Raw genomic sequence first — 26,101 nt, 5'->3', positions numbered from 1 at the left:
CCATATTTACCTAATCAGGTAGCATTGCTGACAAATTGCCATCTGTGCATGGGTATTAGCAGATATAATGGACACTGCTTACCCTGTAAAGAGCACGCATATTTTAGCCATAACGTTATGCTCTATGGTAAAAAAATTTATCTATGTATCGTTCAATTGATTATAAAAATGGATCAATTTATTTATATCTTTTTTCAAAGGCATTCGTATAAATATTATTTAAACCAGATAACACAAACCACTATGAAATTAGAAACCCTTAAAAAGCTGTATGTCACTCAATTGAGAGACATCTACGATTCAGAAAGCCGGATTTTAAAAGCTTTGCCACAAATGGCTGAAGCAGCACAACATCCGCAATTGAAAAGAGCTTTTGAAAGACATGAATCTGAAACTCAGGAACAAATAAGAAGGCTGGAACAGATTTTTGATGCATTGGGTCAGAGCCCTAAAGGCGAAACTTGCGAAGCTACGCTGGGACTAATTAAAGAGGGTCAGGAAATGATTAGCGCAGGAGGAGATGCAGATGTGAGAGATGCCGGATTAATTGGAGCTGCCCAGAAAATTGAACATTATGAAATAGCTAATTATGGTACGGTGGCTACGTATGCCAAAATGTTAGGCGAACGGCAGGCACTGCAATTACTTACTACTTCACTGGAAGAAGAAAAGAGAACAGACAAACTGCTAACTACTCTGGCTAAGAGCTTTGTTAATAGTGATGCGTACCGGTCATATCAGTATGATCAAAACAACGGAGATGATAGTTACGATTATGAATCAGCCAGCGGTATTGGCTTTTCTATTGTTTCGTTACTCATAGGTGCGGCAGCTGGTATAGCGGCTGGCATGTTGCTGGCTCCATCCAGTGGGGCAGATTCCCGTCGGTTTATTACCAACAAAGCCAATAAATTTGGCGGACAAATAGGAGATCAATTTAATAACACATTTAAAAAAGATAAGTCTTCTGATTATTCCTCTCAAAGATCGGATACAGAAACTTATGTAACACCAAATTATAACCGCCCGTCTTCAACAGGCTATAATGATTTTGGTTCACCAGCTAATTTATAAGATTACTTTTAATAAGGGGTTAAAAAAGTAGAGGTTTATACCGACATAAACTTCTTACTCAAACTTAAAAAACCTGTATTGTTTTCAATACAGGTTTTTTTGTGTACCAAAATTTTAGCACATGTTTTACTCTCCCGTTGCCAGAGAAATATACTTGGCAGGCACATGCTCTGTAAGCCATACCCCATTAGCTGACTGAAAAAAAGTGTACCCTTGACCGGCCATCTGTTTGGCATCAATACATAATACAGCAGGTTTGCCATGCCGCCGTCCAACTTTTATGGCCGTATCCTGATCGGCACTCAGATGTACATGGTGCCGGGTCATTTTCTGCAATCCGTTTTGGAGTATGCTATTTACGGACTGTGTTCCAGTGCCATGATACAATAAGACAGGCGGTATTTGTGGAGTATACAGTAGATCTACTTCTACCGAATGTCCCTGGCTGGCTCTGATCTTTGTTAGGTCATTGTTGAAGGCAAACCGTTTTTTAACATTGGTATTTACTACATACTTCAGAATGCCGGGAGTCAGGTTTACGCCTTTTTTCTGTGATTTTGCTATCAACGTGTTTACATCTGTCCAGCCATGCTCGTCTAGTTCAATGCCAATATGCTCTGGCTGATGCCGCAATACCAGGCTTAATAACTTGCTGATTCTGGTATTTTCCTGTTCATTAATCATTTCTTTCAAAAAAACTAACCTATTTATTGATTTACTAAAGCATTAATTACTCCATTTTTGTCTGCCTGCACATCATATACAAACCCATTTATAACCGCGTACCGGACTTCACCATTCTGTTCCAGCACAAAATTGGGAGCCCGGTTGAGTATTAGGTCGTTGTTTGGTATTTTCTTGCCAGATAATATATTAATGGGTAAGTTCGTAAACTGCTCAGGCGGCAAATAATTACTCAGCCGTACATGCGTATAGCCTTGCTGCAAGAGCTTTTTTACATCCAGAGTTTTTAAGGCTGTCACATTCTTAACTTCTTTAGGGTATACTTTTCCTGGAACTAGACGCATACCAGTAGCATCCAGTTCCTGGTAGCCATAATTTACCGACATATCCCCAATTTCTTCTACCAGGCTCCGGTAATAAAAGTTTGTATAGGGTTCAATTGTCGTTTCATAACGGTTTATCCCTATATCTGCCTTATAAGAACTAGAATTTCTGGGCACTTCTACATTCCGGATTACCAGATCATACAGATATCTTTCATTTTGTGGTATTTCATAATAAGGCTCAATAGATTCTCTGGCATATGATTGTGTAGCAATAGATTGCATAGCCGTGAGCAATGCCACAAAATTCAGTTTCCGGATATATTGTTTTTCCGGGTCATTCTTATATCCGCCAGATTCTATTAATACTACACTGGTGCCCCATTTCTGTATGTTGTCGCCGAAAGCCCGTGGTTCGTGTTCATCGGAATATTTTGCTACCTGATTAGGAATATATAATTGCAGCGTTTTGTTCAGCCTTACGATCAACTTCATGGCATTGCCCCGTACTTCGTTCACTGATTTTGCATAATTATAGGGAGGAGCCAAAAAAGAAATAGTAGCCGGATTTCCATTTTTACCAGCCGTGTACCTGGTATTCTGGTCATGCAAATTAAATCCAAATTCAGGTTTCAGGCTGTCGCGTACACTTTTTAACAACCGGGACTCTGGTGATTGCAGGCTTATGGCATCCCGGTTTAGGTCTACGTCCAGGGCATTGCGGCGCTTGTATACTTCTGCGCCATCTGGGTTTAGCATGGGTATTACATATAGTGTAATCTGTTTTAGTATTTCATCACGTTCTTTGTCTGCTGTGCTTGTCTGGCGCAGGTAGTTAAATATATCCATTAAGGCCATGGTGGCTGTTGGCTCATCGCCGTGCATCTGCGACCACATTAATACGGTAGTTTTACCAGTACCAATTTTTACCAGATATATGTCTCTGTTTTCATAAGATTGGCCTATTTTTTTTACATCAAACCGGTTATCTGTTTGTAATTCTTCCAGCAGGCGTACAACATCGGCATGTTTAAACCGGCGGTTGGTAATACTTGTTTCTTTGTACTGCTCATGTAACTCATGAAACTTATCGGATACTGGGCTTGATGTGAGCGTTGCCGGCACAACATTGGCTTTTTTGTCGGTTGTACGGCCAGGCTCACAGGAAATAAAACTCATATAAAATATACTATAGAGGTATGTATAAATAAGGGAATATTTTTTAAAGGAAGTATACATACGCATTAAGGAATTATTTAATAATTTGACGAATGGAAACTATTATCCGGACCAAGCAGGAACTATAAACCTGTAAAGTTGTAATTAACTAACGTTGTATGGCTGTAAAATTACTGTATTTCTCTTGTAGAACTGTACTATACCTGCTTGTGTTTAGCCATATAGCTTGTATTTCCTCCCCGTATAAGCGTATTGCCAGAAGGCTTCACAAAACAATAAATACCTCGGCTGTATTTTCTTCCCATTTTACGGGATTTGCTCTATACGACCCTTCCAAGCAGCATATGGTATATGCACGGCAGGCGGATAAATATTTCACACCAGCCTCCAATACAAAGTTATTCACTTTATATACTTCTCTACAAATTCTTGGCGATTCTATTCCTGCATTGCAATATACACTCAAAAATGATTCTTTAATTTTTTGGGGAACTGGCGACCCATCTTTTCTGCATCCGGACTTAAAAAGCACAAAAGCCTATCAGTTTCTTTGCAAGAGGGCAGATACAACCTTGTACTATGTATCGACTTACCAAGGGAGGCCTTTTGGTCCTGGCTGGGCCTGGGACGATTACAATGATTATTACCAGCCAGAGAAATCAGCTTTTCCCGTGTATGGCAACATTGTGCGTTTTGCTGTAGATAGTGTGAAGCAAATAGTACCATACCCTTCTTTTTTTTCCCGCTATCTCATACAAGACTCTATCCGGCCTTATAAAGCTGATATCATCCAACGAGACCTCTCAGAAAACCTATTTACCTATTATCCGAATGCTTCGCAGCTTAGTTTTACGAAAGATATTCCTTACAAATATTCTCCCAGCCTGCTGCTTCAACTGCTTAGTGATACCCTGCACAAAAATATTACCCTGCTGAATAAACCATCCGTAACAGGAGAAGTACATACCTTATATAGTTTGCCTGCCGACACCTTGTATAAAAGAATGATGCAGGAAAGTGACAATTTTCTGGCGGAGCAACTCTTATTGCTATGTGCTTCCACCAAATGGGATACCTTAGAGTCTGAAAAAACCATAGAATTTGCCCGGGAAACCCTTTTACAGGATCTGCCTCATAAACCCATCTGGCGGGACGGTTCCGGGCTATCTCGTTACAACTTGTTTACACCGGCAAGCATTGTTAAACTGCTGGAAAAAATGTACAAACAAATACCTCAGCAAAGGTTGTTTTCGCTTTTTCCTGCTGGCGGGCAATCGGGCACCCTTAAAAACTGGTATGCTACCGCTACCGGGCAGCCGTATGTGTATGCCAAAACAGGCTCTTTATCCAATGTACATTGTTTGAGTGGCTACCTGCTAACTAAAAAAGGAACGGTGCTTATTTTTAGCTTTATGCACAATAACATGGTACGCCCGTCTTCCGACATACGAAAAGAGATGACAACTATTTTACAGACATTGCATGAACGGTATTAGCAATGAGTTGGCAGATATAGCTACCATAAACACCGGCCTATAAAACTGGTGAATCGAGTTTCTGAACGTAGAACCACACTAAACAACAAAAGCGGCCTTAAGCCGCTTTTGTTAATTTCTACGCCTGTAAATGCACCTTCAGCCTATTAATAAACTTTGGCACTTTGCAACTTCAGAATATCTCCCTGAGTAGAATTCAGAATGCGTTTAGCCCGGAGGAAAGAGTCAAAAATGGATCTATTAAAGTTTTTCGCCTGCTTGTCGAAGCTATTAACCGTTACTTTGCCCGACGACCCGGAAGCGTGAATGTATTCATAGTTGCCAATCCACATGCCAACATGGGTAACCTTTTCTGTACCACCGTTGGCAGCAGGCTTGCCAAAAAACACTAAATCGCCCGGCCGCAAATCTTCAAATCCATTAGAAGTATCTATCAAATTGCCAGTGTGCACTTGCTGGGAAGCATCCCTGGGTAATACCAGACCATTCAAAAAGTATACATTTTTAGTAAATCCACTACAGTCCATACCTTTTAGAGAGGTACCACCCCATAAATAAGGAATACCCATCAGCTTTTTGGCTGTACTAATTAACGACTCTTCTGTGGGATTTAACGATGCCACCCAGCTTTCGTAAACTTGTGCCGATGCCTTAGGAATGTATGCTTCCCGTCCGTCTGGGTAGGCTACCTGATAAAAATCAGCTCTTTCTCCTTTCAGCCACAATACATCGCCGCTTACCAGATCGGAAACAGTTTGGGTATCTGTGTTGGGCTCACTATAGGAAAGGCCATACATATTCAGGTAAATGATTTTTTTAGCCTGTTGCCAGGTATCAAATTCCTGTTTATTCATCAGTTTAATACCGCCTTCATCAACCCAGGAAATATAATTGTCTGGTGTTTGTACCTGATACCAGCTTCCATTTTTATTTAACACCTTTACTGGTGTTCCTAAGGTTGCTTGTGTAGCCAGTTCGGCAGAATGGGCTGGCTGCGAACGGATATTAGCTACTGACACCGAAACAACTCCATACGTTTGGGCACCTAAAGCCTGGGCAGGCAACACCTGAATGCTATCTATATATGGAACATTATCTGTCCGTAGTTGGGCCAATAGTTTGTCTTTGGCTTCTGGCAGATTAGTCTCGCCTCTTAGTAATACAGTGCCCTGATTGCGGATAGGTTCTACTTTGAAAACGGCTACACGTTTATCGGGGGCATATGCTTGTTTAATCGTGGTAATAGTAGTATTTACCTTACTGGCAGTAGCCAGATCCTTACCTGACTTACAGGCAGTAGCTAGGGCAAATACACCAAATAGTAAAGCAATTCTATTCATTTAATGATGGGTTGTATACGTAAAAATTTTATATAGCTTTTATACGGATGCGACTTCTTGAAAGGTACCTTTTCCAAACGCATAAAGCAGCCTTTTATTTCAATTTCCTTTCAGGCCAACATCCATACCTTCTTAGCTTATTACAATAATAAGATAAATAAGGTTTACATTCCAGAACTATTATATCACTTACAGGAAAGCAACGCAGTATTTTAAAACATTTGTTAATAAATAAACAGAAAAAAAGTAAACCGCCCATTAAAATACTTCTCATAAGTTCTCACTACTGACCGGTGCTCAATAAATTACTGTTTCCTGTAGATTCTACCGGGTTTGCAGCACTAAATAACAGCTAATTCTATATAAGTTCTGCAAATACATCAACTAATAAATTTCACTTTTTCAAAATCTACTCCTTTTTCTTACATGTAATTAATTGATCCTCAATTGACTGGTTTTTTTAATGGTTTTTATTAAAATTTTTCTTTTTTCGGCGGGTTACTAGCCCTTGGTGCTCTTCATCAAGCAGTGGATTTAAACAATACACTCCTGATAACGCTGGGTCTATACTTCTGCGTGAATACTAATAAAATCCAAAAATTTTATAACCAACAATCACTTTTCACACTACAATTAATTTTCAAATGAAAAAAGTAAACTTTCTACTGAGTCTGCTAGCCCTATTAGCAGCATTTATTACAAGTTGTAAAAAAGATGATAATCCACCCAAACCAGAAGTGAAGGTTACCGCCGATGCAGGAGCTGATCAATCGGCAACTGTCGGACAAACGGTTACGTTAGACGGAAGTGCCTCAAAAGACGATAGCGGCAAAACGCTTACCTATGCCTGGGCAATCACGAAGAAACCCAACGCTAGCACAGCTACATTGAGCAGTATGACAGTGGCTAAACCAACCTTTTCGCCGGATTTAGCAGGTGAATTTGAGTTTGAACTGACAGTTACCAGCGAAAATGGAACAGCGAAAGACAAGGTTATGGTAACAGCCACTGGTAGCGTAGTAGCTCAGGTAATCAGTGAGAATATTACAACCGACCTTGTATTGGCCAACATTATTGCCGATCCTACCAAGCCGGATTATTTTATAACAAAAGATATTGATGTATCGGCAAAGCTGACAATTAATCCAGGTGTTGTCATTGAGTTTGAATCGAATGGTGCTTTGTATATTGGCGATCAAGGTAGTATAGTGGCCAAAGGTACAGAAGCTCAAAAAATTGTGTTCACAGGAAAAAATAAAACCAACGGATTCTGGAAAGGGATTAAAATTAGCTCTGCCAATCCGTTAAACGAACTTGATTATGTAGAAATTGCCTATGGTGGTAGCTTCAATCTGTCCGGTATGAGTTCTGCTATCAAAACAAACCTGGCCCTGAACGGATTTACTAAAGCACAGGTGAAGATTACCAACTCTACTTTTACTCAAAGCGGTGGCTATGGCATATTTTCTCAGGAGGGAGCAGAATTGAAAGCCTTTGCTAACAATACATTTACCAGCAATACTGGCGCTTCTATGTATGTAACCATTGATCAGCTGCACATGCTGGATGCTGCTTCTAAGTTCACAGGCAACAATGGCAAAAATGGAGTTGAAGTTGAAGGAGAAGCTACCGGGTCAGGTGAAGTTACCTGGAATGCTTTTACTGACGGATCTAAATATTTTGTAATGAATGATATTGAGATTATCAGAGGTGTAAAAATTAAAGAGGGTGCTACTTTTGAATTTGCCAATGACAAAGCCTTGTATGTAGAAGATGAAGGATATATAGTAGCTTTGGGTACTGCTCAACAGAAAATTACCTTCACGGCTGTAAATAAAATCAGAGGAATGTGGAAAGGTATAAAAATTAACTCCGCTAATCCGCTTAATCAGTTCGACAATGTGGAAGTAGCTTACGGTGGTAGCTTTAACTTGTCTGGTATGGGTTCTTCTATCAAAACGAACCTGGCCCTGAATGGCTATACCAAAGCACAACTGAAAGTAACCAACTCTACCTTTACTCAAAGTGGCGGGTATGGCATGTATGTACAAGAGGGTGCAATATTGAAAGAATTTGCCAATAATAAGTTTAGCTTCAATGCCGGATATGCTGCTTCAGTTGCTGCTGACCAGGTACATATGTTAGATGCTGTTTCCAAATTTAACGATGTAAATATGTTCAATGGCATTGAAATATATGGAGAAACCTCAGGCACAGCGGAGGAAGTAACCTGGCAAGGATTTACAGACGGATCTGTTTACTATGTAATTAATGACCTGGGATTAAATTCCGGTGTAAAGGTAGCTCCTGGTGCTAAATTCTTATTCAATGCAGACAAAGCTTTATATGTAAATGATGATGGATATATTATCGCCAAAGGAACTGCTGCTCAGAAAGTAGTATTCACAGGCAAACAACAAACCGTCAATGGCTACTGGAAAGGTATAAAAATTGATTCCAGAAATCCATTGAATGAAATGGATTACGTAGAAGTATCTTATGGCGGCAGCTACAATTTGTCTGGTATGGGTTCATCAATCAAAACCAATATTGCCATGAATACCTATACAAATGCCCAGCTGAAGATTACTAACTCTACTATCAGCAATAGCAGTGGTTGGGGTATCTATGTAGATGGTGCCGTTATTAATGAGAATGTAGAAACAGTAAATACATTCATTAACAATCCTGCCGGAAAAGTGAAAAAATAACTTATCCGTTGATACCATCCCCAGAAGCCCGGAAGCTAACCTTCCGGGCTTTCTCTTTTCTTGCGGAATATTCTACGGTTTTGTAGAATATTTTGCGTTTAGGCTGTTGGCTGCCTATCTATCTACAAATAAAATTATTATTTTAGTAGATACTTTCTAACTATATGCATTCCTGTTTCTGTTTGCACTTTTTTAATATACTATTGACTTTAATACGGCAATAACTGCTGTTATCTGATGAAAAAAACGGTTACTATTATTTCTGTTGTTGTCCTGCTAGCTATTGTATCGTACTTTGTATTTTCTCCTGAAAAGCAACCAGCCATGCAAGGCAAGGCTCCGGTTGCCAGTAATAAAGGAATTGCGGCAGAAGTATATATAGTAAAAGACACCACTATTCAGGAGTATCTGGATGTACTGGGAAGCCTGGTAGCCAATGAGCAGGTACAAATTGTTAGCGAAAGTGCTAAAAGACTTGTTAAAGTAAACTTCCGGGAAGGCGCGAATGTAACAAAAGGCCAGTTACTTTTTAAACTGGACGACGCCGACCTGCAGGCTCAACTGAAAAAACTACACGCTCAACGGAAACTGATTGCCAGTGACGAGGCACGTACAGCTGCCCTTTTAAAGCTGGAAGGAGTAAGCAAGCAAGAGTATGAACGAGTGGCCGGCTCTATTGAAAGCCTGGATGCAGATATAGAACTAATAGAAGTAGAAATTAATAAAACCGAAATCAGAGCACCATTCAGCGGCAAAACAGGGATACGTAAAGTAAGCGAAGGAGCTTTTGTTACGCAAAACATGCCTCTGGTTACTTTGGAAGATATCAATCTTGTAAAAATAGAATTTGCCGTTCCGGAAAAATATGCAAACAGCCTGCGGTTAGACCAACCCATTCAGTTCCGTGTGGAAAACAGTGATACAACTTATACTGGCCTGGTGAAGGTGATAGAACCCTTTATTGATCTTAATACCAGAAGTTTGTTTGTACGGGCTATTGCCAGTAATACTGATAAAAAACTCATTCCTGGCTCTTCTGCTACTATTTCTCTTCCACTGAATGAAATAACTGATACCAAGATGGTACCGGCACAGGCATTAATTCCAGGCCTGCAAGGCAACAATGTATTAGTGGTAAGAAACGGAAAAGCACAAAATGCACAAGTTACAATTGGCCTGCGTACCAGTTCGCACGTACAGATTACAAGCGGCTTGCAACTGGGCGACACGGTTATGACAACCAATATATTACGCGCCAAACCTGGTATACCAGTACGGGCTATTTTTGCCAAGAATTAATTGCTGTAATTCACTATTTTACCTCAGAGCCTTTAGTACCATGAGCATATCAGAACTAAGCATCCGGAGACCAGTACTAGCCATTGTATTATCCATCCTGCTGGTTATATTCGGCGTGGTAGGATTTAGTTTTTTAGGTACCAGAGAATATCCGGCTGTAGATCCACCGATTATCACCGTTAGTACTACGTATGCAGGCGCTAATCCGGATGTAATAGAGTCGCAAATTACCGAACCGCTGGAGCAAGCCATCAATGGGATTTCTGGTGTACGCATTATTTCTTCTACCTCGCGTGAGCAGGTAAGCCAGATAACAGTAGAGTTTGATATCAATGTAGATTTGGAAGCAGCTGCCAACGATGTGCGAAGCAAAGTTTCTGCTGCCTCCGGAAACCTTCCTAAAGATGCCGACCCGCCGGTTATAGATAAAGCCGATGCCAACTCCCAGTCTGTCATATTCCTCACCATTCAGAGCGACACCAAAAACCTGATGGAGATTACAGATTTTGCAGAGAACGTACTCAAAGAACGGCTGCAAACCATTCCTGGCGTAAGCTCTGCCCAGGTACGTGGTGCCCGCCGCTACTCCATGCGTCTATGGATGGACCCCTTAAAACTCTCTGCCTACAAAATTGTTCCCTCAGATGTATTTGCTGCGTTGAACCGTGAAAACATAGATTTGCCTACCGGCCGCATTGAAGGCAATACCACCGAATTAGGTCTGCGTACCGACAGCCGCCTAACCAAACCTGATGAATTCAACCGCATGATTATTAAATCTGAGAATGGCCGTATCATCCGGTTCTCCGATATAGGGTATGCAGAATTAGGCATTGAAAATGAACGTACCTCTGTTAGAAGGGAAACCGTGCCGGGATTAAACCTAAGCATACAACCGCAACCGAATGCGAATGAAATTGCTATTGCTGACGAAGTTTACCGCCGTTTAGAAGCTATAAAAGATGAAATTCCACCAGAATTCAAAGTGGCTATTGCCAATGATTACACCAAACCGGTAAGGCGGTCAATTGCAGAGGTAGAGGAAACGCTGATCATAGCATTTATGCTGGTGGCGATAGTTATATTTATGTTTTTGCGCGACTGGCGTTCTACCCTGATCCCGGTAATTGCCATTCCAATCTCTATCGTCTCTACCTTCTTTATCATGTACCTGGCCGGGTTCTCTATTAATGTACTTACGCTGGTAGCCATTGTATTAGCCATTGGACTGGTATGCGATGATGCCATTGTGGTGCTGGAAAATATTTATGCCAAGGTAGAAAAAGGAATGAATCCGATTCAGGCCGCTCTTGTTGGCTCTAAAGAAATCTACTTTGCCGTAATCTCTACTACCATTACGCTGGCAGCTATCTTCATTCCCATTATCTTTTTGCGGGGGTTAACCGGAAGGCTGTTTCTGGAGTTTGGAGTAGTACTGGCAGGTTCCGTATTGATTTCTGCACTGGTAGCCCTTACACTTTCTCCGATGATGTGTGCGTACATGTTGAAGCATCAGGACAAGCCAAGTAAATTTTATGCAAGCACGGAGAAGTTTTTTGTAGCCATAACAGATGGTTATCTGAAATCTCTCCAGCTGTTTATGAAAGCCCGTTGGTCTGCCTTTCTGATCTTACTGGGCATGTTTGGCATTATCTGGTTTGTGGGTAAATCTATACCCTCTGAACTCTCTCCTCTGGAAGACCGGTCTATAATCCGGGTAAATGTAAAAGCCCCTGAAGGCGTTTCGTTTGAATACATGGACCAGTATATGCAGGCTATAGACAGCTATATTGTAGATTCGGTTCCTGAACTGTTCACCACTATTTCACTGACAGCTGTTACTCCGGGAAGTAGTACCTTCAGCCCGGTAAACGCCGGCTTAGAAAACATCTTTCTGGTAGATCCTGACAAACGGCAACGAACCCAGGAGCAGATTTTTCAACAAATTTCTAAAGGATTAGAAGAGTTTACCGGGGTGCGGTCTTTTCCATCACAGCCACCCACCATCGGTTCCAGGTTTGGTGGCCAGCCGGTACAATACGTGCTACAAACAGGTGATGTAAACAGCTTGATAGAAATACTGCCAAAGTTTTTGGAAGAAGCACAGCAGCATCCCACACTCCGCTTTGTAGATTCCGATTTTAAAGTAAACAAGCCTGAACTAGTATTAAAAGTAAACCGGGAAAAAGCGTCTGAACTGAATGTATTTGTGGAAGAAATTGCCCGTACACTTCAATTATCCTACAGCGGCCAGCGGTATGGATATTTTGTAATGAATGGTAAACAATACCAGGTAATCGGGCAGCTGGCGCGCAATAACCGGAATGAACCCATAGATATAAAAAATTTGTATGTACGCAGCCGAAATGGCAGCATGGTTTCTCTGGATAATTTGATTTCCTATGATGAAACCGTAAGTGCAGCGGCTATTTACCGCTATAACCGCTATGTAGCTGCTACCGTCTCTGCAGGATTGGCTCCGGGAAAAACCCTGGGAGAAGGCATCCAGGCAATGGATGAAGTAGCCCGTAAAGTATTACCTCCATCTGTAAAAACAGACCTTGCCGGACAATCCAAAGAATTTGCTGATAGCTCCTCCAGCCTGATATTTGCTTTAATACTGGCCTTGGTATTGATATATCTTATCTTAGCGGCCCAGTTTGAAAGTTTTATTGATCCCTTCATTATCTTACTTACCGTGCCTACCTCTATGGCGGGCGCATTAATAACGCTGTATTTTACCGGGCAAACACTGAATATTTTCAGCCAGATAGGCATTATTATGCTCATTGGCCTGGTTACCAAGAATGGTATCCTGATAGTAGAGTTTGCCAATCAACGCAAGCTGGAAGGTGCCAGCCGGCTGGAGGCTGTACTGGAAGCAGCAACTACCCGCTTCCGCCCAATTCTAATGACCAGTATGGCAACCATTTTAGGTATTTTGCCTATTGCCCTATCTTTAGGTACTGCAGCAGGTAGCCGCCAGTCGCTGGGGATTGCGGTAGTAGGAGGAATGATCATTTCCGGATTTCTTACTTTATACATTGTGCCGGCTATGTATTCCTACTTGTCCAGAAGCAGAAAATCCCTGGGTATTCCTACAGAAAAGAAAGAACTGGCCATTGGCTGAACCTGAGAAATAATTGTCTCCCTGCAACCATATAGGCAGTAGGTTTGTTGTATATGCATAATTTCAGTAATTTTCAAGGTATTCATGTCTAACAAACCAATTGCCGAAATCAATGTATTTTAAAAAGCTATCCATTATTTTACCTGTTTTGTTACTTACACATCTCACCCACGCACAAACTTCACCTATTCAGTATCCGGCAACAGAAAAAGTAGATCAGACAGATGACTACTTCGGCGTAAAAATTTCAGACCCTTACCGCTGGCTGGAACACGATACGGCGGCCAATGTTGGCCAGTGGGTAAACGCCCAGAATCAGGTCACTCAAAAATATTTAGCCAATATTCCTTTCCGGGATGCCGTAAAAAAACGGCTGGAGCAGATATGGAATTATCCTAAATACTCTGCCCCTTTCAAAGAAGGTGAGTATTATTTCTTTTATAAGAATGATGGCTTGCAAAACCAGAGTGTGCTGTACTATCAGAAAGGCTTAAATGCTGAACCTGAAGTTTTCTTAGACCCCAATACCTTGTCAGCAGATGGCACCGTAGCTTTATCTGGTATTACGTTCTCCAAAAATCATAAGTACGCCGCATACACAGTTTCTGAAAGTGGTTCTGATTGGCAACAGATCTATGTAATGGAAGTAGCTACAAAAAAACTATTAAGCGATCAGGTGAAATGGGTGAAGTTTTCGAATGCTTCCTGGCGGGGTAATGGATTTTACTACAGCCGCTACGATGCACCTGCTAAAGGAAAAGAGTTTTCCACACAGAACCAGTATCAGAAAGTATATTACCATACTCTTGGCACTTCTCAAGAAAAAGACGAATTAGTATTTGAAGATAAAGAACATCCGCTCCGCTATTTCTTTGCCCAGGTTACAGACGATGAACGCTATGTAATCGTCTATGCATCTGAAGGTACCCACGGCACAGAATTATATGCCAAAGACATGGATACCAACTCGCAAGGTTTTCAGCTGATCTGTAAAGGATTTGAAAATAATTATTCGGTGATCGATAATGTGGGCAACAAACTGTTAGTACATACCGATTATGGAGCTCCTAACTACCGCCTGGTTTCCATAGACCCTCGGCAAACGCATAGCAGCAGCTGGAAAACCATTATCCCGGAGAAACCAGAGTTATTGGAAGGAGTTAACTCGGCTGGCGGAAAATTATTTGCCTCCTACCTGAAAGATGCCAGTAGCAAAGTTTACCAGTTGAGCATAGATGGAAAAACCGAAAATGAAATAAAACTACCGGCTATTGGCTCAGCAGGCGGTTTTTCTGGAGAAAAAACAGATAAAGAATTGTTTTATACCTTTACTTCTTTTACCTATCCTACAACCATATACCGGTATACAATCGCCACAGGCAAGTCTGAAATATTCCGGAAGTCAGAGGTAAAATTCAGTATTGACGACTATGTAACCAAACAGATTTTTTATACAAGTAAAGATGGTACCAAAGTACCTATGTTTATTGTACACAAAAAAGGCTTGGTAATGGATGGAAATAATCCTACGTATTTGTATGCCTATGGTGGGTTTAATATTAGCTTAACTCCTTCTTTCAGTGCCAAAATGATGGTATTTCTGGAAAATGGCGGAATCTATGCCATGCCTAATTTGAGAGGTGGCGGTGAATACGGAGAGAACTGGCACAAAGGAGGCATGCTGGAGAAAAAGCAAAATGTTTTCGACGACTTTATTGGTGCTGCTGAATACCTGATTAAAGAAAAATATACCTCGTCACAAAAATTAGCTATCGCCGGTGGCTCTAATGGAGGTTTACTGGTAGGCGCCGTAATGACGCAACGTCCGGAGCTGTTTAAAGTAGCTCTGCCGGCAGTAGGAGTAATGGATATGCTGCGTTACCACAAATTTACTATTGGTTGGGGATGGGCAGTAGAATATGGCTCCAGCGATAAGCAAGAGCAATTCAATTATCTAATTAAATACTCTCCCTTACATAACCTGAAGGAAGGAATAAACTACCCAGCTACTTTGGTTACCACCGCTGACCACGACGACCGGGTAGTACCTGCCCATTCGTTCAAGTTTGCGGCTACTTTGCAGGAAAAACATAAAGGCAACAACCCAGTGCTTATCCGGATAGAAAGCAAAGCCGGACACGGGGCGGGCAAACCTACCTCCAAGCAAATAGAAGAAGCGGCTGATATATGGTCTTTTGTGTGGTATACAATGGGCGTTACCCCGAATCTGCAAAAAAATCAGTAATAGTGTCTTTTTAGCAAAAGCCTGTTAGAAAATTGTATAAATTTTCAAACAGGCTTTTGTTTTACCTCACTGCCTGCCTAGCCAAAACTGGCATTTTATTAGTGCTGTAAATAGCTTATAAGGTTAAATTATTAACAGAGCCAATAAAAAAGCAGTGACCATATTGCTACAGCCACTGCTTTTTTCATTTATACAAAACGGGCTTACCGCCAGTTTTCTGAGAGCTTATCTATAAATTTTTTCGCCCCGGTAAGTTTTCCACTCATTCTCCAGGTAAGTAGCATCATCATCTGAACGTGGACTTACGCCCATTACAATGCCTCCTTCCTTTATACCAGACTCATATTCTTTGGCACGGTCTTCTGGAATACCTGCACCAACCAGTGCGCCTAGTACACCGCCGGTTAATCCGCCTGCACCAGCACCTGCTAATCCGGCAGCTATTGGGCCGGCTACTACCAGGCCAAGACCAGGTAAGGCAATAGAAGTACCTGCAGCAGCAATTGCTCCTACGATAGCACCAAGTGTACCACCAATAGCAGAACCTACGCCTGCGCCTTCCATGGCTTTATTACCTATAGCAGAATCATCATGCTTGAAATGTTTTTTACGGGTATCATCAGACATTAACAGGTTAATATCTTCATCTGAATAGCCACGGCTTCTTAGTGAAGTATAAGCCTGTTCTGCGCTATCGCGGTCTCTAAACATACCTGTGAGCATTCGTCTCTGGCCAGTTGACCCTGTAGAATAATTGCTTGTTGTGTTGTCCATAATTTTTTGAGGTTTTAGTAATGTGTGGTTGTCGAACAATTTGCCTGAGTAGTGGCAAAAAAATTGTATATGTTACTACGGTAAACACGCCGCATGGTTACAGTATGCCAGTTGATTTTCTTCCTCACCACCCCTACAAATCCGTAGTATTCCTCTCTATTTACGGATAGTAAAATAAAAAACCGAACCTTTACCGGGCTTAGAATCTACCCATATTAGCCCGCCATGCCTTTCTACAATACGTTTGCAGGTAGCTAACCCAATGCCGGCTCCTTCGTATTCATCGCGGCTGTGTAACCGCTGAAATACCTGAAATATTTTATTTGTATATTTCATATCCATGCCAATCCCGTTGTCTTCCACAAGAAACAGGTAATGATTTTCTCCTTCTTTCATCCGGATATCTATCACCGGAGGCGATGGCCCTTTAAATTTGATGGCATTACTGACCAGGTTCTGGAACAACTGCACCATCTGTAAGGGAACAGCCTGTACAACTGGCAAGGTGCCTACTGTAATTTGCGTGCCACTCTCTAGAATGGTTGCTTTCAGGTTCTCTTGTACCTGTGCAAGCACATTGGCCAGATTAGTCGGTTCCAGCAGCTTACCAGATGAATTTATTTTAGAATAATCCAGCAGAGAGCGGATCAGGATTTTCATGCGGTCGGTAGCATTTACTATAAAATCAATAAATTCACTTCCTTCCGTACCCAGCTGTGTTTGATATTTACGGGCTAGCAACTTAGCAAAACTGGCAGCCGTATTAAGTGGCTCTTGCAAATCATGGGAAGAAATGTAGGCAAACTGCTCCAGATCAGCATTAGATTGTTTTAGCTCCAAGGCCTGGTGCTCCAGGGCTTCCTGTGCCTCTTTTATATAGGTAATATCTACCATAGAGCCAATCATCCGGATAGATTTTCCTTGCTTATCATGCAGAATGTAGCCTCTGTCCAGAACAAAGGCATAGGAACCATCGGCTTTTTTGAAGCGGTATTCATCTGACCATTGTTCTCCACCAGTATCTATCACATAATGAACTCCGGACAAAACCCTTTCCATATCTGCGGGATGAACGCGGCTATACCAGGATTCGGAGCCTGGTTCAATTTCTTCAGGCTTGTAGCCAAATAGTACCCGTAACCCTTCGTTCCACCAGATGCTGTCATTTGCAAGGTCCCAGTCCCATATTACATCATTGGTTGCTTTGGAAACCAGCCGGAAACGCTCTTCACTAAGTGCCAGTCGTTGTTGAACTTTTTTCTGTTCGGTTATTTCTAACACAAAAGCCACCCCTCCGCTGGGATATTCTTCTAGAGCGGCTCCACCTATCAGCAGCGATACATAGCTTCCATCTTTCCGGATATATTCTTTTTCAAGAGGAGGCACAAGGCCGGTTTTCTTCAGTTGATTCACGGCATCTGCATCAGCGTGTTCGTAGCCTGGCGGCGTCATCCGGTACCAGTTCATTCCGCTGCTGCGTAAGTCTTCACGCGAGTAGCCTACCAGTTGCAAGAATTTATCATTGGCCTCCACAATACTACCATCTTCCTGGAAAATCATAATACCAAGCATATCCGATTCAAATACACTTCTGAACTTGGCTTCACTGGCGATAAGTGCTTGCTCGGTTTTTTTTCGTTCAGTTATATCCAGCACCATCACGTAAAATCCTTTTACTATGCCTTCTTCCCGGAGGGGGATATAGGTGGCATTTACCGTACGAAATCCGGCACCTTTATAATTAATAAGCAGTTCGAAGGTAAGCAGATTACCCGCCAGTACAGAGTTTATGTACGGCTTTATTGCAAGATATGCTTGTTCTCCAACAAATTCCCGTACATACATACCTTGTGCTTGTTCACGCTTTATAGCAAACCATTCTTCGTACGTTTTATTAATGAACTCGTATTGTTCATTGGCATTTACATACGCAATAAGGACCGGCAGCGAATCTGTAATTAGCCGAAGTTGTTCTTCATTTCCGCGTAGCGCATCTTCCGCACGTTTACGTTCAGTAATATCAGCCATGGCACCTACCATCCGGATAGGTTTGCCAAAAGCATCATGCTGAACATAGCCCCGGTCATAGACATAGGCAAAGGAGCCATCTTTCCGTAAGTGGCGGTATTCATTGGTCCACAGTTTTTTACCACTATCAATAACTGCCTGGATGCTCTCTGTCACTTGCTGTACATCCTCTGGATGAATATGGTTATACCACTCATCTATGGTGCCTTGCACTTCTGCTTCTGTAAATCCAAAAATGGCATAATACCCGCTGGTATAGGTTAATTCGTTGGTAAGTAAATTCCAGTCCCAGATGGCGTCGTGTGTTACGGAAGCCGCTATTTCGTAGCGTTTTTCACTTTTGCGAAGCGCCTCTTCTGCCATTTTACGGTCGTGTATATCGCTGCAAGTGCCTATCCACTCTTTTACTTCTCCTTGCGGACCAATAATAGGTACGGCCCGAACCGCTACATAGCGGTATTGCCCACCGCGATGCTGCAGGCGGCACTCGGTATCTACGGGTACTTTTTCCAGAAAGGCATTGGCCCAGAGCTGTTTGTTCTTTACACGGTCTATGGGAAGTATAGCCTGTAACCAGCCCATTTGCCGGTATTGTTCAAAAGTTTGCCCGGTAAATTGTTCCCATTGGCTGTTTTGCTCCGTCATTTCACCTGCACTGTTGGCTGTCCAGACGATGGAGGAAGAGGCAATAATTAATGACCTGTACCGCTCTTCACTATCCGATAGTTTTTTTGTACGTTCCTGAACGCTAGATTCCAATTGTTCATTCAGCCGTGTTAACTGAGTTTCATTCTGCTTCAGTTTTGTTTCGGTTTCTTTTTGTTCTGTAATATCTATGCTAAAGCCGCTTGCACATTGTCTTGTTGAATCCAAAAAGTAGAAGCACTGAAAATAGATTTTCCTGCCTTTATATGTATGTTCAAAAATAAACGACACCTTTTCACCTGCCAGAACTCTCCGGAGGTACAAAGCTAGTTGCGCATCATGTTCCAGTACATTATACCCTGCCAGTTGATTGTCTGTTAACCCAAAACTTTGTAAACCCAGGCCAACCATTTCCTGTACAATCCCTTGTTTATCGATTCTGGATAGTATTACCGGAAAGTCAGCAGTCATATTTTCAATCAGCTGATTTTTGTAACGGGCTTCTTCCTGGGCAAAATTTTTCTCAGGAACTTCTGTAGAGATGCCTGCCAGCTGAGATGGCGCCTGTTCTCTTTCCTGGGTTTCACCCGGTAACTGTAAGTCAACTTCAAGGGCACTTTTTTGAAACACTCTACCCTGGCTACCTTTTGCATAGGCTATTTTTTTTATCACGGCTGCACATCCGTTGTGGGCTTGCGATTCTGTGAAGGAAGGCACCAGAGTGATCTGTAAAGCCTGGTCCTGATACATAAGCTCTTTGGTGGAATTTTCATGATAAAGCTATCGGGCAGAGGTTGGTCCGTCAAAAATCTGTTGCAATACCTCTCCCTGCACTTGCTGAGCAGATTTTTGAGCGATAGCCCGAAAAGCAGGACTGCAGTACAGGATACGGCCAGAATTATCCAGGGCGGCTACGCCTTCTTCCACATGCGGTAGAATTCCGGAAAGGAAGTCGCGCCAATCTATTGTAGGTAGTATAGGTATATGTTCCATATATGGTTGATGCAAGGCTGAAAAGGTCTGATTTACAAATATCCAACTGCCTAAACAACGGATAGGGTACGTCTTCTTAAGAGTACTACTTATAAAAAGCAACTGTATAAACCAGGCCTGTAATCCTATTCTTACCTAATACTTTTACACGCACATAAGGTTACAGGCATACCTTCCTTGCCTGAGAGGCAACGGATGGATATTCTCTTCAAATAGGTGGTAGTATCTTGCTTTTTCAACAGTAAAAGGCTTGTTCTTATCCGGTATTTTTCTCTAAGCGTTGGGTAAGGCAGGTACTAGTAAGGATTTGCTGTCTGTAAACCTGCTATGCTTTTTTTCGTGTATACAAAAATATTCCGTTAACTTCGGCCCTGTTTTACCCTTGTTTACTGCCATGATCCTTTATAGCATAACCGTAAATATAGACCATCAGGTACATGACGAATGGCTGCACTGGATGCGGACTAAACATGTACCCGAAATGATGGCAACCGGCTTATTTGTAGAAAACAAAATGCTCCGGCTACTGAATGAATTTGATAATGGTGGCATTACCTATTCCTTTCAGTATTATTTAAAAAGTATGGAAGATTATATCCGCTATGAAAATGACCATGCGCCCCAGTTACAAATGGCTCATGCAAAAAGATACGACGGTAAGTTTGTTACATTCCAGACATTGCTGGAAGTGGTAGACTAATGATTTTCAGTGGATGAAGAACAGTATGTAGTACTTAAATGTCATTTAATCATTTCTAACTGTTTGCGGCTGAGGCTGCAGTTAATCCATTCGCTATCCAGCGAGGCACCGTATTTTTTATAAAAGTCAATGGCCGGGGTGTTCCAGTCGAGTACTTGCCAAGCCATGCCATAACAATCCAGTTCCAGGGCTTTTTTCATGGTAGCTTCAAACAGCAGTTTACCTAACCCTTTGCCCCGGTAGGCTTCCGTCACTATTAAATCCTCTAGATACAAGCGTCGGCCTTTCCAGGTAGAGTACCGGAAAAAATATAATGACATGCCGGCAACATGCCCGTCTACTTCGGCGATGAGAAATCCAAATACCGGATTTTCTCCAAAGCCATCTTGTAGCATCCGTTCTGGTGTATTATCTACTTCGTGAGGTGCTTTTTCGAACAAAGCCAGTTCCTGCACCAGGGCAAAAGCAGCAGGTATATCGTCTCTGGTTCCGGTGCGGATTTGTATGTGTTCAGTGCTCATAATGAATGCTCAATCCCTAATTCTTTTTTTACATGCTCTATCATAATTTCCTCCTTCTCGTGTATACCATTCGATACATTGGCAAACAAATACATAGTCTGGAGTATCTCTTCTTTTTTCTCCGGATTTTCAGCCAGATACTGCCGCAGTGTTTTGATAAATTTTCTTTCCCAGGTATCAAAATTCATTAACAGGAATTTAAACTCATTCAAATACAGAGCTTTTAAATCGCTGAGCAACTCCGCGTCTGTAATGTCTTTCAGGTAAAGATCGCCCAGGCTATCAGACAGGTGCTGAACATATTTCCATTCTTTTTCATCCACTTTTCCATCCGTACTGATAATCAGCAAAACCGGGTAGAAATGTACAATATGGGTAAACTGATTTAAGGTAATTCTGAGTTTTCTAAAATCGGTATATTCCTCGTATAAATTTTCAATAGTATGCAGTGCGCTCATAAGCAAAAGATTATTATTCCATAACGGCTACCGCAAAGGTATATGATATTTCAGGAAAAATATTTACTGGCAGGCAAAATCGCATCTTTTTTACAAGAGTTCTGTTTATAAGGAAGGACAAATCATATATCTGCTGAACCATCAGATTTTGCTACCTTTGCAACCCGGATGGAGCAGGCCATGGAAAGAAGTGTAGTCTTGTATACTTTCCATGTTTGTATACGTCCAGCTGTAAAATTAACCTAGCCACCTATGTCAAAAGGATTCTTTCATACACCCAAACCAGTTAATGAGCCTGTGTTGAGCTATGCCCCAGGATCTGCAGAGAAAAAACAATTAAAAGAAGCCATCGCTGCTGCACGTTCGCAACAAGTAGATATACCCATGTACATCGGTGGTGAAGAAGTCCGGACCGGAAACAAACATGCCCTTTCGCCTCCCCACGACCATCAGCATATTCTTGGGTATTTTCATGAAGGAGATGCCTCCCATGTAGAGCAAGCCATACAAGCTGCCCTGAATGCCAAAGAAGCCTGGGAAAACCTGGCCTGGGAACACCGGGCGAGCATATTTTTAAAAGCTGCCGATCTGATTGCCGGACCTTACCGCGCCAGATTGAATGCTGCTACGATGCTGGGCCAGTCTAAAAATGCCTACCAGGCCGAAATAGATTCTGCTTGTGAAATAATTGACTTTCTGCGGTTTAATGTACACTTCATGAGCCAGATATATAGTCAGCAGCCGGAGTCAAGCCCGGGGATCTGGAACCGGATTGAGCAGCGTGCCTTGGAAGGATTTGTGTTTGCATTAACTCCCTTTAATTTTACGGCTATTGCCGGCAACCTGCCTACCGCTCCAGCGATGATGGGCAATACGGTAGTATGGAAACCTGCCTATACGCAAATATATTCTGCACAGGTACTCATGCAAGTATTCCGGGAAGCCGGTGTACCCGACGGAGTAATTAATTTAATTTATGTAGATGGCCCGGCTGCCGGAGAAATTATTTTTAACCATCCCGATTTTGCCGGCATCCACTTCACGGGAAGTACCGGCGTTTTCCAGCATATCTGGCGCACCATTGGGCAGAATATTGCACGCTACAAAGGGTATCCGCGAATTGTAGGCGAAACCGGCGGAAAAGATTTTGTTATTGCACATAAATCGGCCAATGCCAGGGCTTTTGCGACAGCATTGGTTCGCGGTGCGTTTGAATACCAGGGCCAGAAATGTTCGGCTGCTTCCAGGGCCTATGTACCCTCTAATTTGTGGGAAGAAGTAAAAGGCTATATTATAGAAGACCTGAAAAGTATAAAAATGGGCGGAGTGGAAGATTTTACCAACTTCTTCAATGCCGTGATTGATGAAAAGTCGTTTGACAAAATTGCTAATTATATAGAAGCAGCCCGGAAAGATTCTAAAATTAAAGTTGTTGCCGGGGGTAGGTATGATAAATCCAAGGGGTACTTTGTAGAGCCTACCGTATTAGAAACTGCGGACGCCTCTTCAGTAACCATGTGTGAAGAGATATTTGGACCTGTGCTAACAATCTATGTATATCATGCTGAAAACTTCGAACAGACCTTAGAGTTAGCCGACAAAACCTCTCCTTATGCCCTTACTGGCGCCCTCTTTGCCCAGGACCGGTATGCCATTGAACTGGGTGAGAAAAAACTGCTTCACTCAGCCGGTAATTTCTATATTAACGACAAGCCTACTGGTGCGGTGGTAGGGCAACAACCCTTTGGGGGTAGCCGGGCATCTGGTACCAATGATAAAGCAGGTTCTATGATTAATCTGCTCCGCTGGGTGTCGCCAAGAGTCATCAAAGAAACCTTTGTACCAGCTACGGATTACAGGTATCCTTTTTTGCAGGAAGAATAATAGAAAGCTGATCCGGCTATTTGCCAGAGGAGAATGGTTATAGAATAGTAAGCTCCATGATTTATAGCTATGGGTGTTGAGTCCGGTGTATCTGTAGTCATAGGGCTAATTCGTTCTTCAGGCAGTTATCCTTTTAGACGCATAGCCGTTAACGTTTCATGTAACAGGCGAAATTTATATGGCAACAACCGTAAGTATACTTGGCTGCGGATGGTTAGGATTACCATTGGCGGAATTTCTGGTAACGAAAGGATTCACTGTAAAGGGTTCTACCAGGCATGAAGATAAACTGGTTAGGCTTCAACAGGCGGGGATTCAACCTTTTTTACTCAACTTTACGCCCCATCCACAAAAAGAACAACTAGATGCTATTCCTGATTTTCTCAGGGCCGATATACTTATTGTGGCTATTCCGCCAGGTATAAGTAAGCATGGAGAAGAGTTTCATCCCATGCAAATTCTGCATTTAAGTGAACATTTGAAGCTCTCCCGGCTTAACAAAATTATTTATGTCAGTTCCACTTCCATATATCCGGATAAGGGAGAAGTAACAGAAGAGACCGATATCTCTGGGGAAGATAGCAACGCCTCTTTACGCCGTGCCGAAGAAATTTTATGTGGCTTGCACCGAAAACCCACCATTTTGCGTTGCGGCGGCCTTATGGGGTATGATCGTGTGCCGGGAAGGTATTTTATTGGAAGGATCGATTTGCCTACCGGAAATGTACCGGTAAACTTTGTGCACCGCGACGATGTAATTGGTATTATTTACGAAGTAATCCGGCAAGAAAAATGGGGCGAACTATACAATGTAGTAGCACCGGAGCACCCTGTCCGTAAAGATATCTACCTAAGTAATGCCCGGGATTTTGGCTGGCAAGCACCTACCTTTCAGGAGGGCAACACGCCTGCCTATAAGCTGGTAAATAGCGATAAAGTCGTAACAGCATTAGGTTATAGATTCATTTATCCCAATCCTCTAACCTTCAAATATGATCTGCCTCCAACAGGAAACGCCTGAATGAAAGGTAGAAAGGCAAACAGAATTAATCGCAAGGCATTTCTGCAGCAGGCTTAATATGCGTTAAGTGAAACAGTTCATTAAGCAGCTACTACTGGTAAGGTAACCGTAGCAATTGTACCCTGGTGTTCATCCGATTCTATCTGTAGGCTGCCTTTGTGCATTTGGATTACTTTAAGGGCAAGGGGCAATCCTATACCGTGACCAGCTATGTGCCGGGTGCGGTGGGACCGGTAAAAAGGTTCAAAAATATGAGGAAGGTCTTCCGAAGATATGCCTTCTCCCTGGTCTTTAAAGCGGATAATTATATTTTCAGGTTTAAATAATAGCCAGATATGTACAGGTTTACTAGCAGAATACTTGCAACCGTTTTCCATTAAATTCATCAAGGCCCTTTTCAGCAGGGCTTCGTTGCCATATACAATTAAATCATCTTCTTCATTAGGCTGCTCTTCAAAATCAATAACAATCTGGCAGTCGGGGTTTTTTTTGAGCAACTCTTTACGTGCCTGCCAGAGAATTTCATCGATACGTACTCTGGAAAAGCTAATAGAATTAGCATCTGCACTAGCTCTGGCAAGCTCCAGTAGGCCATTAGAAAGGGTATTCATCATGTGGATTTCACCCAGGATGGATTCAAACTTTGCCCGGTATAGATCCGGAAGATTTTGCTGCATAAGTTCTACCTCCAGTTGGCTGGTTAGAATAGCCAGAGGGGTACGTAGTTCGTGTGAGGCATGAGAAACAAATATTTTTTGCGCAGCAAATGACTCCTCTAATCTGGCCAACATCTCATTAAAGGTGCGGGCCAGCTGGTTCAATTCATCTTGATTATTGCTGGTTTCCAGCCTAGCCGATAGATTAGAGGCAGTAATTTCTTTTACCTGCCGCACAATAGTAGTTACTGGTTTCATCACATTGCCGGAAAAAAACCAACCAGCTACTGCCACCAATACCACACTAGCCAGACCACCTATGGTTAGTAAGTTCGTCAGGATATCTACTTTGTCGAATCCATACTTATCCACTGCCGAAATAACAATAACCAGATTATCTTTATCGTGGAGGTATCTGACTGCCAGCACTTCTTTCTGGCCGCTATGCAGTTGTATGGTTTTCCCATCTCTTACCTGTTGCAAAAATTCCGCAGTCACCGGGAAGGGTGTATTGCCACTGTCGTAGATAGCCTGGTTTTTTTCATTATAGATGGTAACCTCTTCCTCATACAGGGAAGTTATTTCATTCTGGTCAATCGTGTGTAAAACCCCGGCATTGATGCCATTTTCTTTTAGTAAACGTACGGTAGTATAGGCTTTTTCTTCTAGCCTGTTATAAAACTCGATGCGCCGGTAAAGGGTGTAAAAATAGTGGATAGATAAGGAAAAGATCAGCAGAATAGTGGCTACCAGTAAGGTGAACAGAAGAGTAAGCTTATTCCTTATTTTCATTGGTTAGTAGTTAAAGTTGCCATTTCCGGGCAGTAGTTCAGGCACAGCAGCCTTGCTTGTAATAAGAGTATTTGTTAAATCTATGCGTATTACTCTTCTTTCATAATATAGCCCATGCCAACCACGGTGTGAATCAGTTTGGTAGGAA

Annotated in this window: 18 protein-coding genes; 9 read left to right on the top strand and 9 right to left on the bottom strand. The window is 42.2% G+C overall.

From position 1 onward, the window contains the following. Positions 1-243: 243 nt before the first annotated feature. Complete coding sequence (locus tag Q0590_RS07010; protein WP_302036800.1) at positions 244-1,074, top strand: YciE/YciF ferroxidase family protein; 831 nt, start codon at positions 244-246, stop codon at positions 1,072-1,074. Positions 1,075-1,200: 126 nt separating this feature from the next. Here the strand turns inward: Q0590_RS07010 and Q0590_RS07005 are convergent, their stop codons facing one another. Continuing rightward, on the bottom strand, positions 1,201-1,758 hold the full coding sequence (locus Q0590_RS07005; protein WP_302036799.1) for an RNA 2'-phosphotransferase: 558 nt from the start codon (positions 1,756-1,758) through the stop codon (positions 1,201-1,203). Between the two features lie 23 nt (positions 1,759-1,781). Continuing rightward, a complete protein-coding gene (locus Q0590_RS07000) occupies positions 1,782-3,260 on the bottom strand; it encodes a M14 family zinc carboxypeptidase (protein ID WP_302036798.1) in 1,479 nt (492 codons plus the stop codon). A 158-nt stretch (positions 3,261-3,418) separates the two neighbouring features. Here Q0590_RS07000 and Q0590_RS06995 point away from each other — a divergent pair, with 158 nt between their 5' ends. Continuing rightward, on the top strand, positions 3,419-4,756 hold the full coding sequence (locus Q0590_RS06995; protein ID WP_302036797.1) for a D-alanyl-D-alanine carboxypeptidase/D-alanyl-D-alanine-endopeptidase: 1,338 nt from the start codon (positions 3,419-3,421) through the stop codon (positions 4,754-4,756). Between the two features lie 146 nt (positions 4,757-4,902). Here Q0590_RS06995 and Q0590_RS06990 read toward each other — a convergent pair whose 3' ends face one another. After that, positions 4,903-6,096, bottom strand: coding sequence for a C40 family peptidase (locus tag Q0590_RS06990; RefSeq protein WP_302036796.1), 1,194 nt, complete (start codon positions 6,094-6,096; stop codon positions 4,903-4,905). A gap of 644 nt (positions 6,097-6,740) precedes the next feature. Between Q0590_RS06990 and Q0590_RS06985 the strand changes: the two genes are divergently transcribed. The 4 genes from Q0590_RS06985 to Q0590_RS06970 all read left to right on the top strand — a co-directional run bounded on the left by Q0590_RS06985 (position 6,741) and on the right by Q0590_RS06970 (position 15,481). Next, positions 6,741-8,807, top strand: coding sequence for a PKD domain-containing protein (locus tag Q0590_RS06985; protein ID WP_302036795.1), 2,067 nt, complete (start codon positions 6,741-6,743; stop codon positions 8,805-8,807). Between the two features lie 237 nt (positions 8,808-9,044). Next, positions 9,045-10,106: an efflux RND transporter periplasmic adaptor subunit gene (locus tag Q0590_RS06980; RefSeq protein ID WP_302036794.1), complete on the top strand. Its 1,062-nt coding sequence runs from the start codon at positions 9,045-9,047 to the stop codon at positions 10,104-10,106. Positions 10,107-10,146: 40 nt separating this feature from the next. Continuing rightward, positions 10,147-13,236 carry an efflux RND transporter permease subunit gene (locus tag Q0590_RS06975; RefSeq protein ID WP_302036793.1) on the top strand — a complete coding sequence of 1,030 codons (3,090 nt, stop codon included), beginning with the start codon at positions 10,147-10,149 and terminating at the stop codon, positions 13,234-13,236. Positions 13,237-13,348: 112 nt separating this feature from the next. Then, positions 13,349-15,481: a prolyl oligopeptidase family serine peptidase gene (locus Q0590_RS06970; protein ID WP_302036792.1), complete on the top strand. Its 2,133-nt coding sequence runs from the start codon at positions 13,349-13,351 to the stop codon at positions 15,479-15,481. Between the two features lie 225 nt (positions 15,482-15,706). Here the strand turns inward: Q0590_RS06970 and Q0590_RS06965 are convergent, their stop codons facing one another. The 3 genes from Q0590_RS06965 to Q0590_RS06955 all read right to left on the bottom strand — a co-directional run bounded on the left by Q0590_RS06965 (position 15,707) and on the right by Q0590_RS06955 (position 19,921). Continuing rightward, on the bottom strand, positions 15,707-16,255 hold the full coding sequence (locus Q0590_RS06965) for a hypothetical protein (protein ID WP_302036791.1): 549 nt from the start codon (positions 16,253-16,255) through the stop codon (positions 15,707-15,709). 156 nt (positions 16,256-16,411) lie between these two features. Continuing rightward, positions 16,412-19,678: a PAS domain-containing sensor histidine kinase gene (locus tag Q0590_RS06960; RefSeq protein WP_302036790.1), complete on the bottom strand. Its 3,267-nt coding sequence runs from the start codon at positions 19,676-19,678 to the stop codon at positions 16,412-16,414. Positions 19,679-19,708: 30 nt separating this feature from the next. Beyond that, entirely contained in the window at positions 19,709-19,921 is a 213-nt protein-coding gene (locus Q0590_RS06955; RefSeq protein ID WP_302036789.1) for a PAS domain-containing protein, read from the bottom strand. Between the two features lie 394 nt (positions 19,922-20,315). On the opposite strand from Q0590_RS06955, the gene Q0590_RS06950 reads away from it, so the two are divergent. Then, positions 20,316-20,621: a DUF4286 family protein gene (locus Q0590_RS06950; protein ID WP_302036788.1), complete on the top strand. Its 306-nt coding sequence runs from the start codon at positions 20,316-20,318 to the stop codon at positions 20,619-20,621. Between the two features lie 41 nt (positions 20,622-20,662). Here Q0590_RS06950 and Q0590_RS06945 read toward each other — a convergent pair whose 3' ends face one another. Continuing rightward, on the bottom strand, positions 20,663-21,142 hold the full coding sequence (locus Q0590_RS06945; protein ID WP_302036787.1) for a GNAT family N-acetyltransferase: 480 nt from the start codon (positions 21,140-21,142) through the stop codon (positions 20,663-20,665). Beyond that, positions 21,139-21,600 (bottom strand): hypothetical protein, encoded by a 462-nt coding sequence (locus tag Q0590_RS06940; RefSeq protein WP_302036786.1) that lies wholly within the window; start codon positions 21,598-21,600, stop codon positions 21,139-21,141. The genes Q0590_RS06945 and Q0590_RS06940 overlap by 4 nt, the downstream gene beginning before the upstream one ends. Before the next feature lie 252 nt (positions 21,601-21,852). On the opposite strand from Q0590_RS06940, the gene pruA reads away from it, so the two are divergent. Further along, entirely contained in the window at positions 21,853-23,484 is a 1,632-nt protein-coding gene (gene pruA, locus Q0590_RS06935; RefSeq protein WP_302036785.1) for an L-glutamate gamma-semialdehyde dehydrogenase, read from the top strand. A gap of 178 nt (positions 23,485-23,662) precedes the next feature. Continuing rightward, positions 23,663-24,505 carry a Rossmann-fold NAD(P)-binding domain-containing protein gene (locus Q0590_RS06930; protein ID WP_302036784.1) on the top strand — a complete coding sequence of 281 codons (843 nt, stop codon included), beginning with the start codon at positions 23,663-23,665 and terminating at the stop codon, positions 24,503-24,505. 80 nt (positions 24,506-24,585) lie between these two features. Here Q0590_RS06930 and Q0590_RS06925 read toward each other — a convergent pair whose 3' ends face one another. After that, positions 24,586-25,953 carry a HAMP domain-containing sensor histidine kinase gene (locus Q0590_RS06925; RefSeq protein ID WP_302036783.1) on the bottom strand — a complete coding sequence of 456 codons (1,368 nt, stop codon included), beginning with the start codon at positions 25,951-25,953 and terminating at the stop codon, positions 24,586-24,588. Positions 25,954-26,101 lie beyond the last annotated feature (148 nt).

The organism is Rhodocytophaga aerolata (assembly GCF_030503435.1).
Taxonomy (GTDB): Bacteria; Bacteroidota; Bacteroidia; order Cytophagales; family 172606-1; genus Rhodocytophaga; species Rhodocytophaga aerolata.
The sequence above is the reverse complement of the archived record's forward strand: the minus strand, read 5'-3'. Positions and strand labels throughout refer to the sequence as shown.

Excerpts from the sequence above, each read along its gene's own strand:
- Q0590_RS06965 (WP_302036791.1), bottom strand. The coding sequence starts at position 16,255 with ATGGACAACACAACAAGCAATTATTCTACAGGGTCAACTGGCCAGAGA.
- Q0590_RS06970 (WP_302036792.1), top strand. The coding sequence starts at position 13,349 with ATGTATTTTAAAAAGCTATCCATTATTTTACCTGTTTTGTTACTTACA.
- pruA (WP_302036785.1), top strand. The coding sequence starts at position 21,853 with ATGTCAAAAGGATTCTTTCATACACCCAAACCAGTTAATGAGCCTGTG.
- Q0590_RS06995 (WP_302036797.1), top strand. The coding sequence starts at position 3,419 with ATGGCTGTAAAATTACTGTATTTCTCTTGTAGAACTGTACTATACCTG.
- Q0590_RS06940 (WP_302036786.1), bottom strand. The coding sequence starts at position 21,600 with ATGAGCGCACTGCATACTATTGAAAATTTATACGAGGAATATACCGAT.
- Q0590_RS07010 (WP_302036800.1), top strand. The coding sequence starts at position 244 with ATGAAATTAGAAACCCTTAAAAAGCTGTATGTCACTCAATTGAGAGAC.
- Q0590_RS06985 (WP_302036795.1), top strand. The coding sequence starts at position 6,741 with ATGAAAAAAGTAAACTTTCTACTGAGTCTGCTAGCCCTATTAGCAGCA.
- Q0590_RS06990 (WP_302036796.1), bottom strand. The coding sequence starts at position 6,096 with ATGAATAGAATTGCTTTACTATTTGGTGTATTTGCCCTAGCTACTGCC.
- Q0590_RS06925 (WP_302036783.1), bottom strand. The coding sequence starts at position 25,953 with ATGAAAATAAGGAATAAGCTTACTCTTCTGTTCACCTTACTGGTAGCC.
- Q0590_RS06960 (WP_302036790.1), bottom strand. The coding sequence starts at position 19,678 with ATGTATCAGGACCAGGCTTTACAGATCACTCTGGTGCCTTCCTTCACA.
- Q0590_RS06945 (WP_302036787.1), bottom strand. The coding sequence starts at position 21,142 with ATGAGCACTGAACACATACAAATCCGCACCGGAACCAGAGACGATATA.
- Q0590_RS07000 (WP_302036798.1), bottom strand. The coding sequence starts at position 3,260 with ATGAGTTTTATTTCCTGTGAGCCTGGCCGTACAACCGACAAAAAAGCC.
- Q0590_RS06980 (WP_302036794.1), top strand. The coding sequence starts at position 9,045 with ATGAAAAAAACGGTTACTATTATTTCTGTTGTTGTCCTGCTAGCTATT.
- Q0590_RS06955 (WP_302036789.1), bottom strand. The coding sequence starts at position 19,921 with ATGGAACATATACCTATACTACCTACAATAGATTGGCGCGACTTCCTT.
- Q0590_RS06950 (WP_302036788.1), top strand. The coding sequence starts at position 20,316 with ATGATCCTTTATAGCATAACCGTAAATATAGACCATCAGGTACATGAC.
- Q0590_RS06975 (WP_302036793.1), top strand. The coding sequence starts at position 10,147 with ATGAGCATATCAGAACTAAGCATCCGGAGACCAGTACTAGCCATTGTA.
- Q0590_RS07005 (WP_302036799.1), bottom strand. The coding sequence starts at position 1,758 with ATGATTAATGAACAGGAAAATACCAGAATCAGCAAGTTATTAAGCCTG.
- Q0590_RS06930 (WP_302036784.1), top strand. The coding sequence starts at position 23,663 with ATGGCAACAACCGTAAGTATACTTGGCTGCGGATGGTTAGGATTACCA.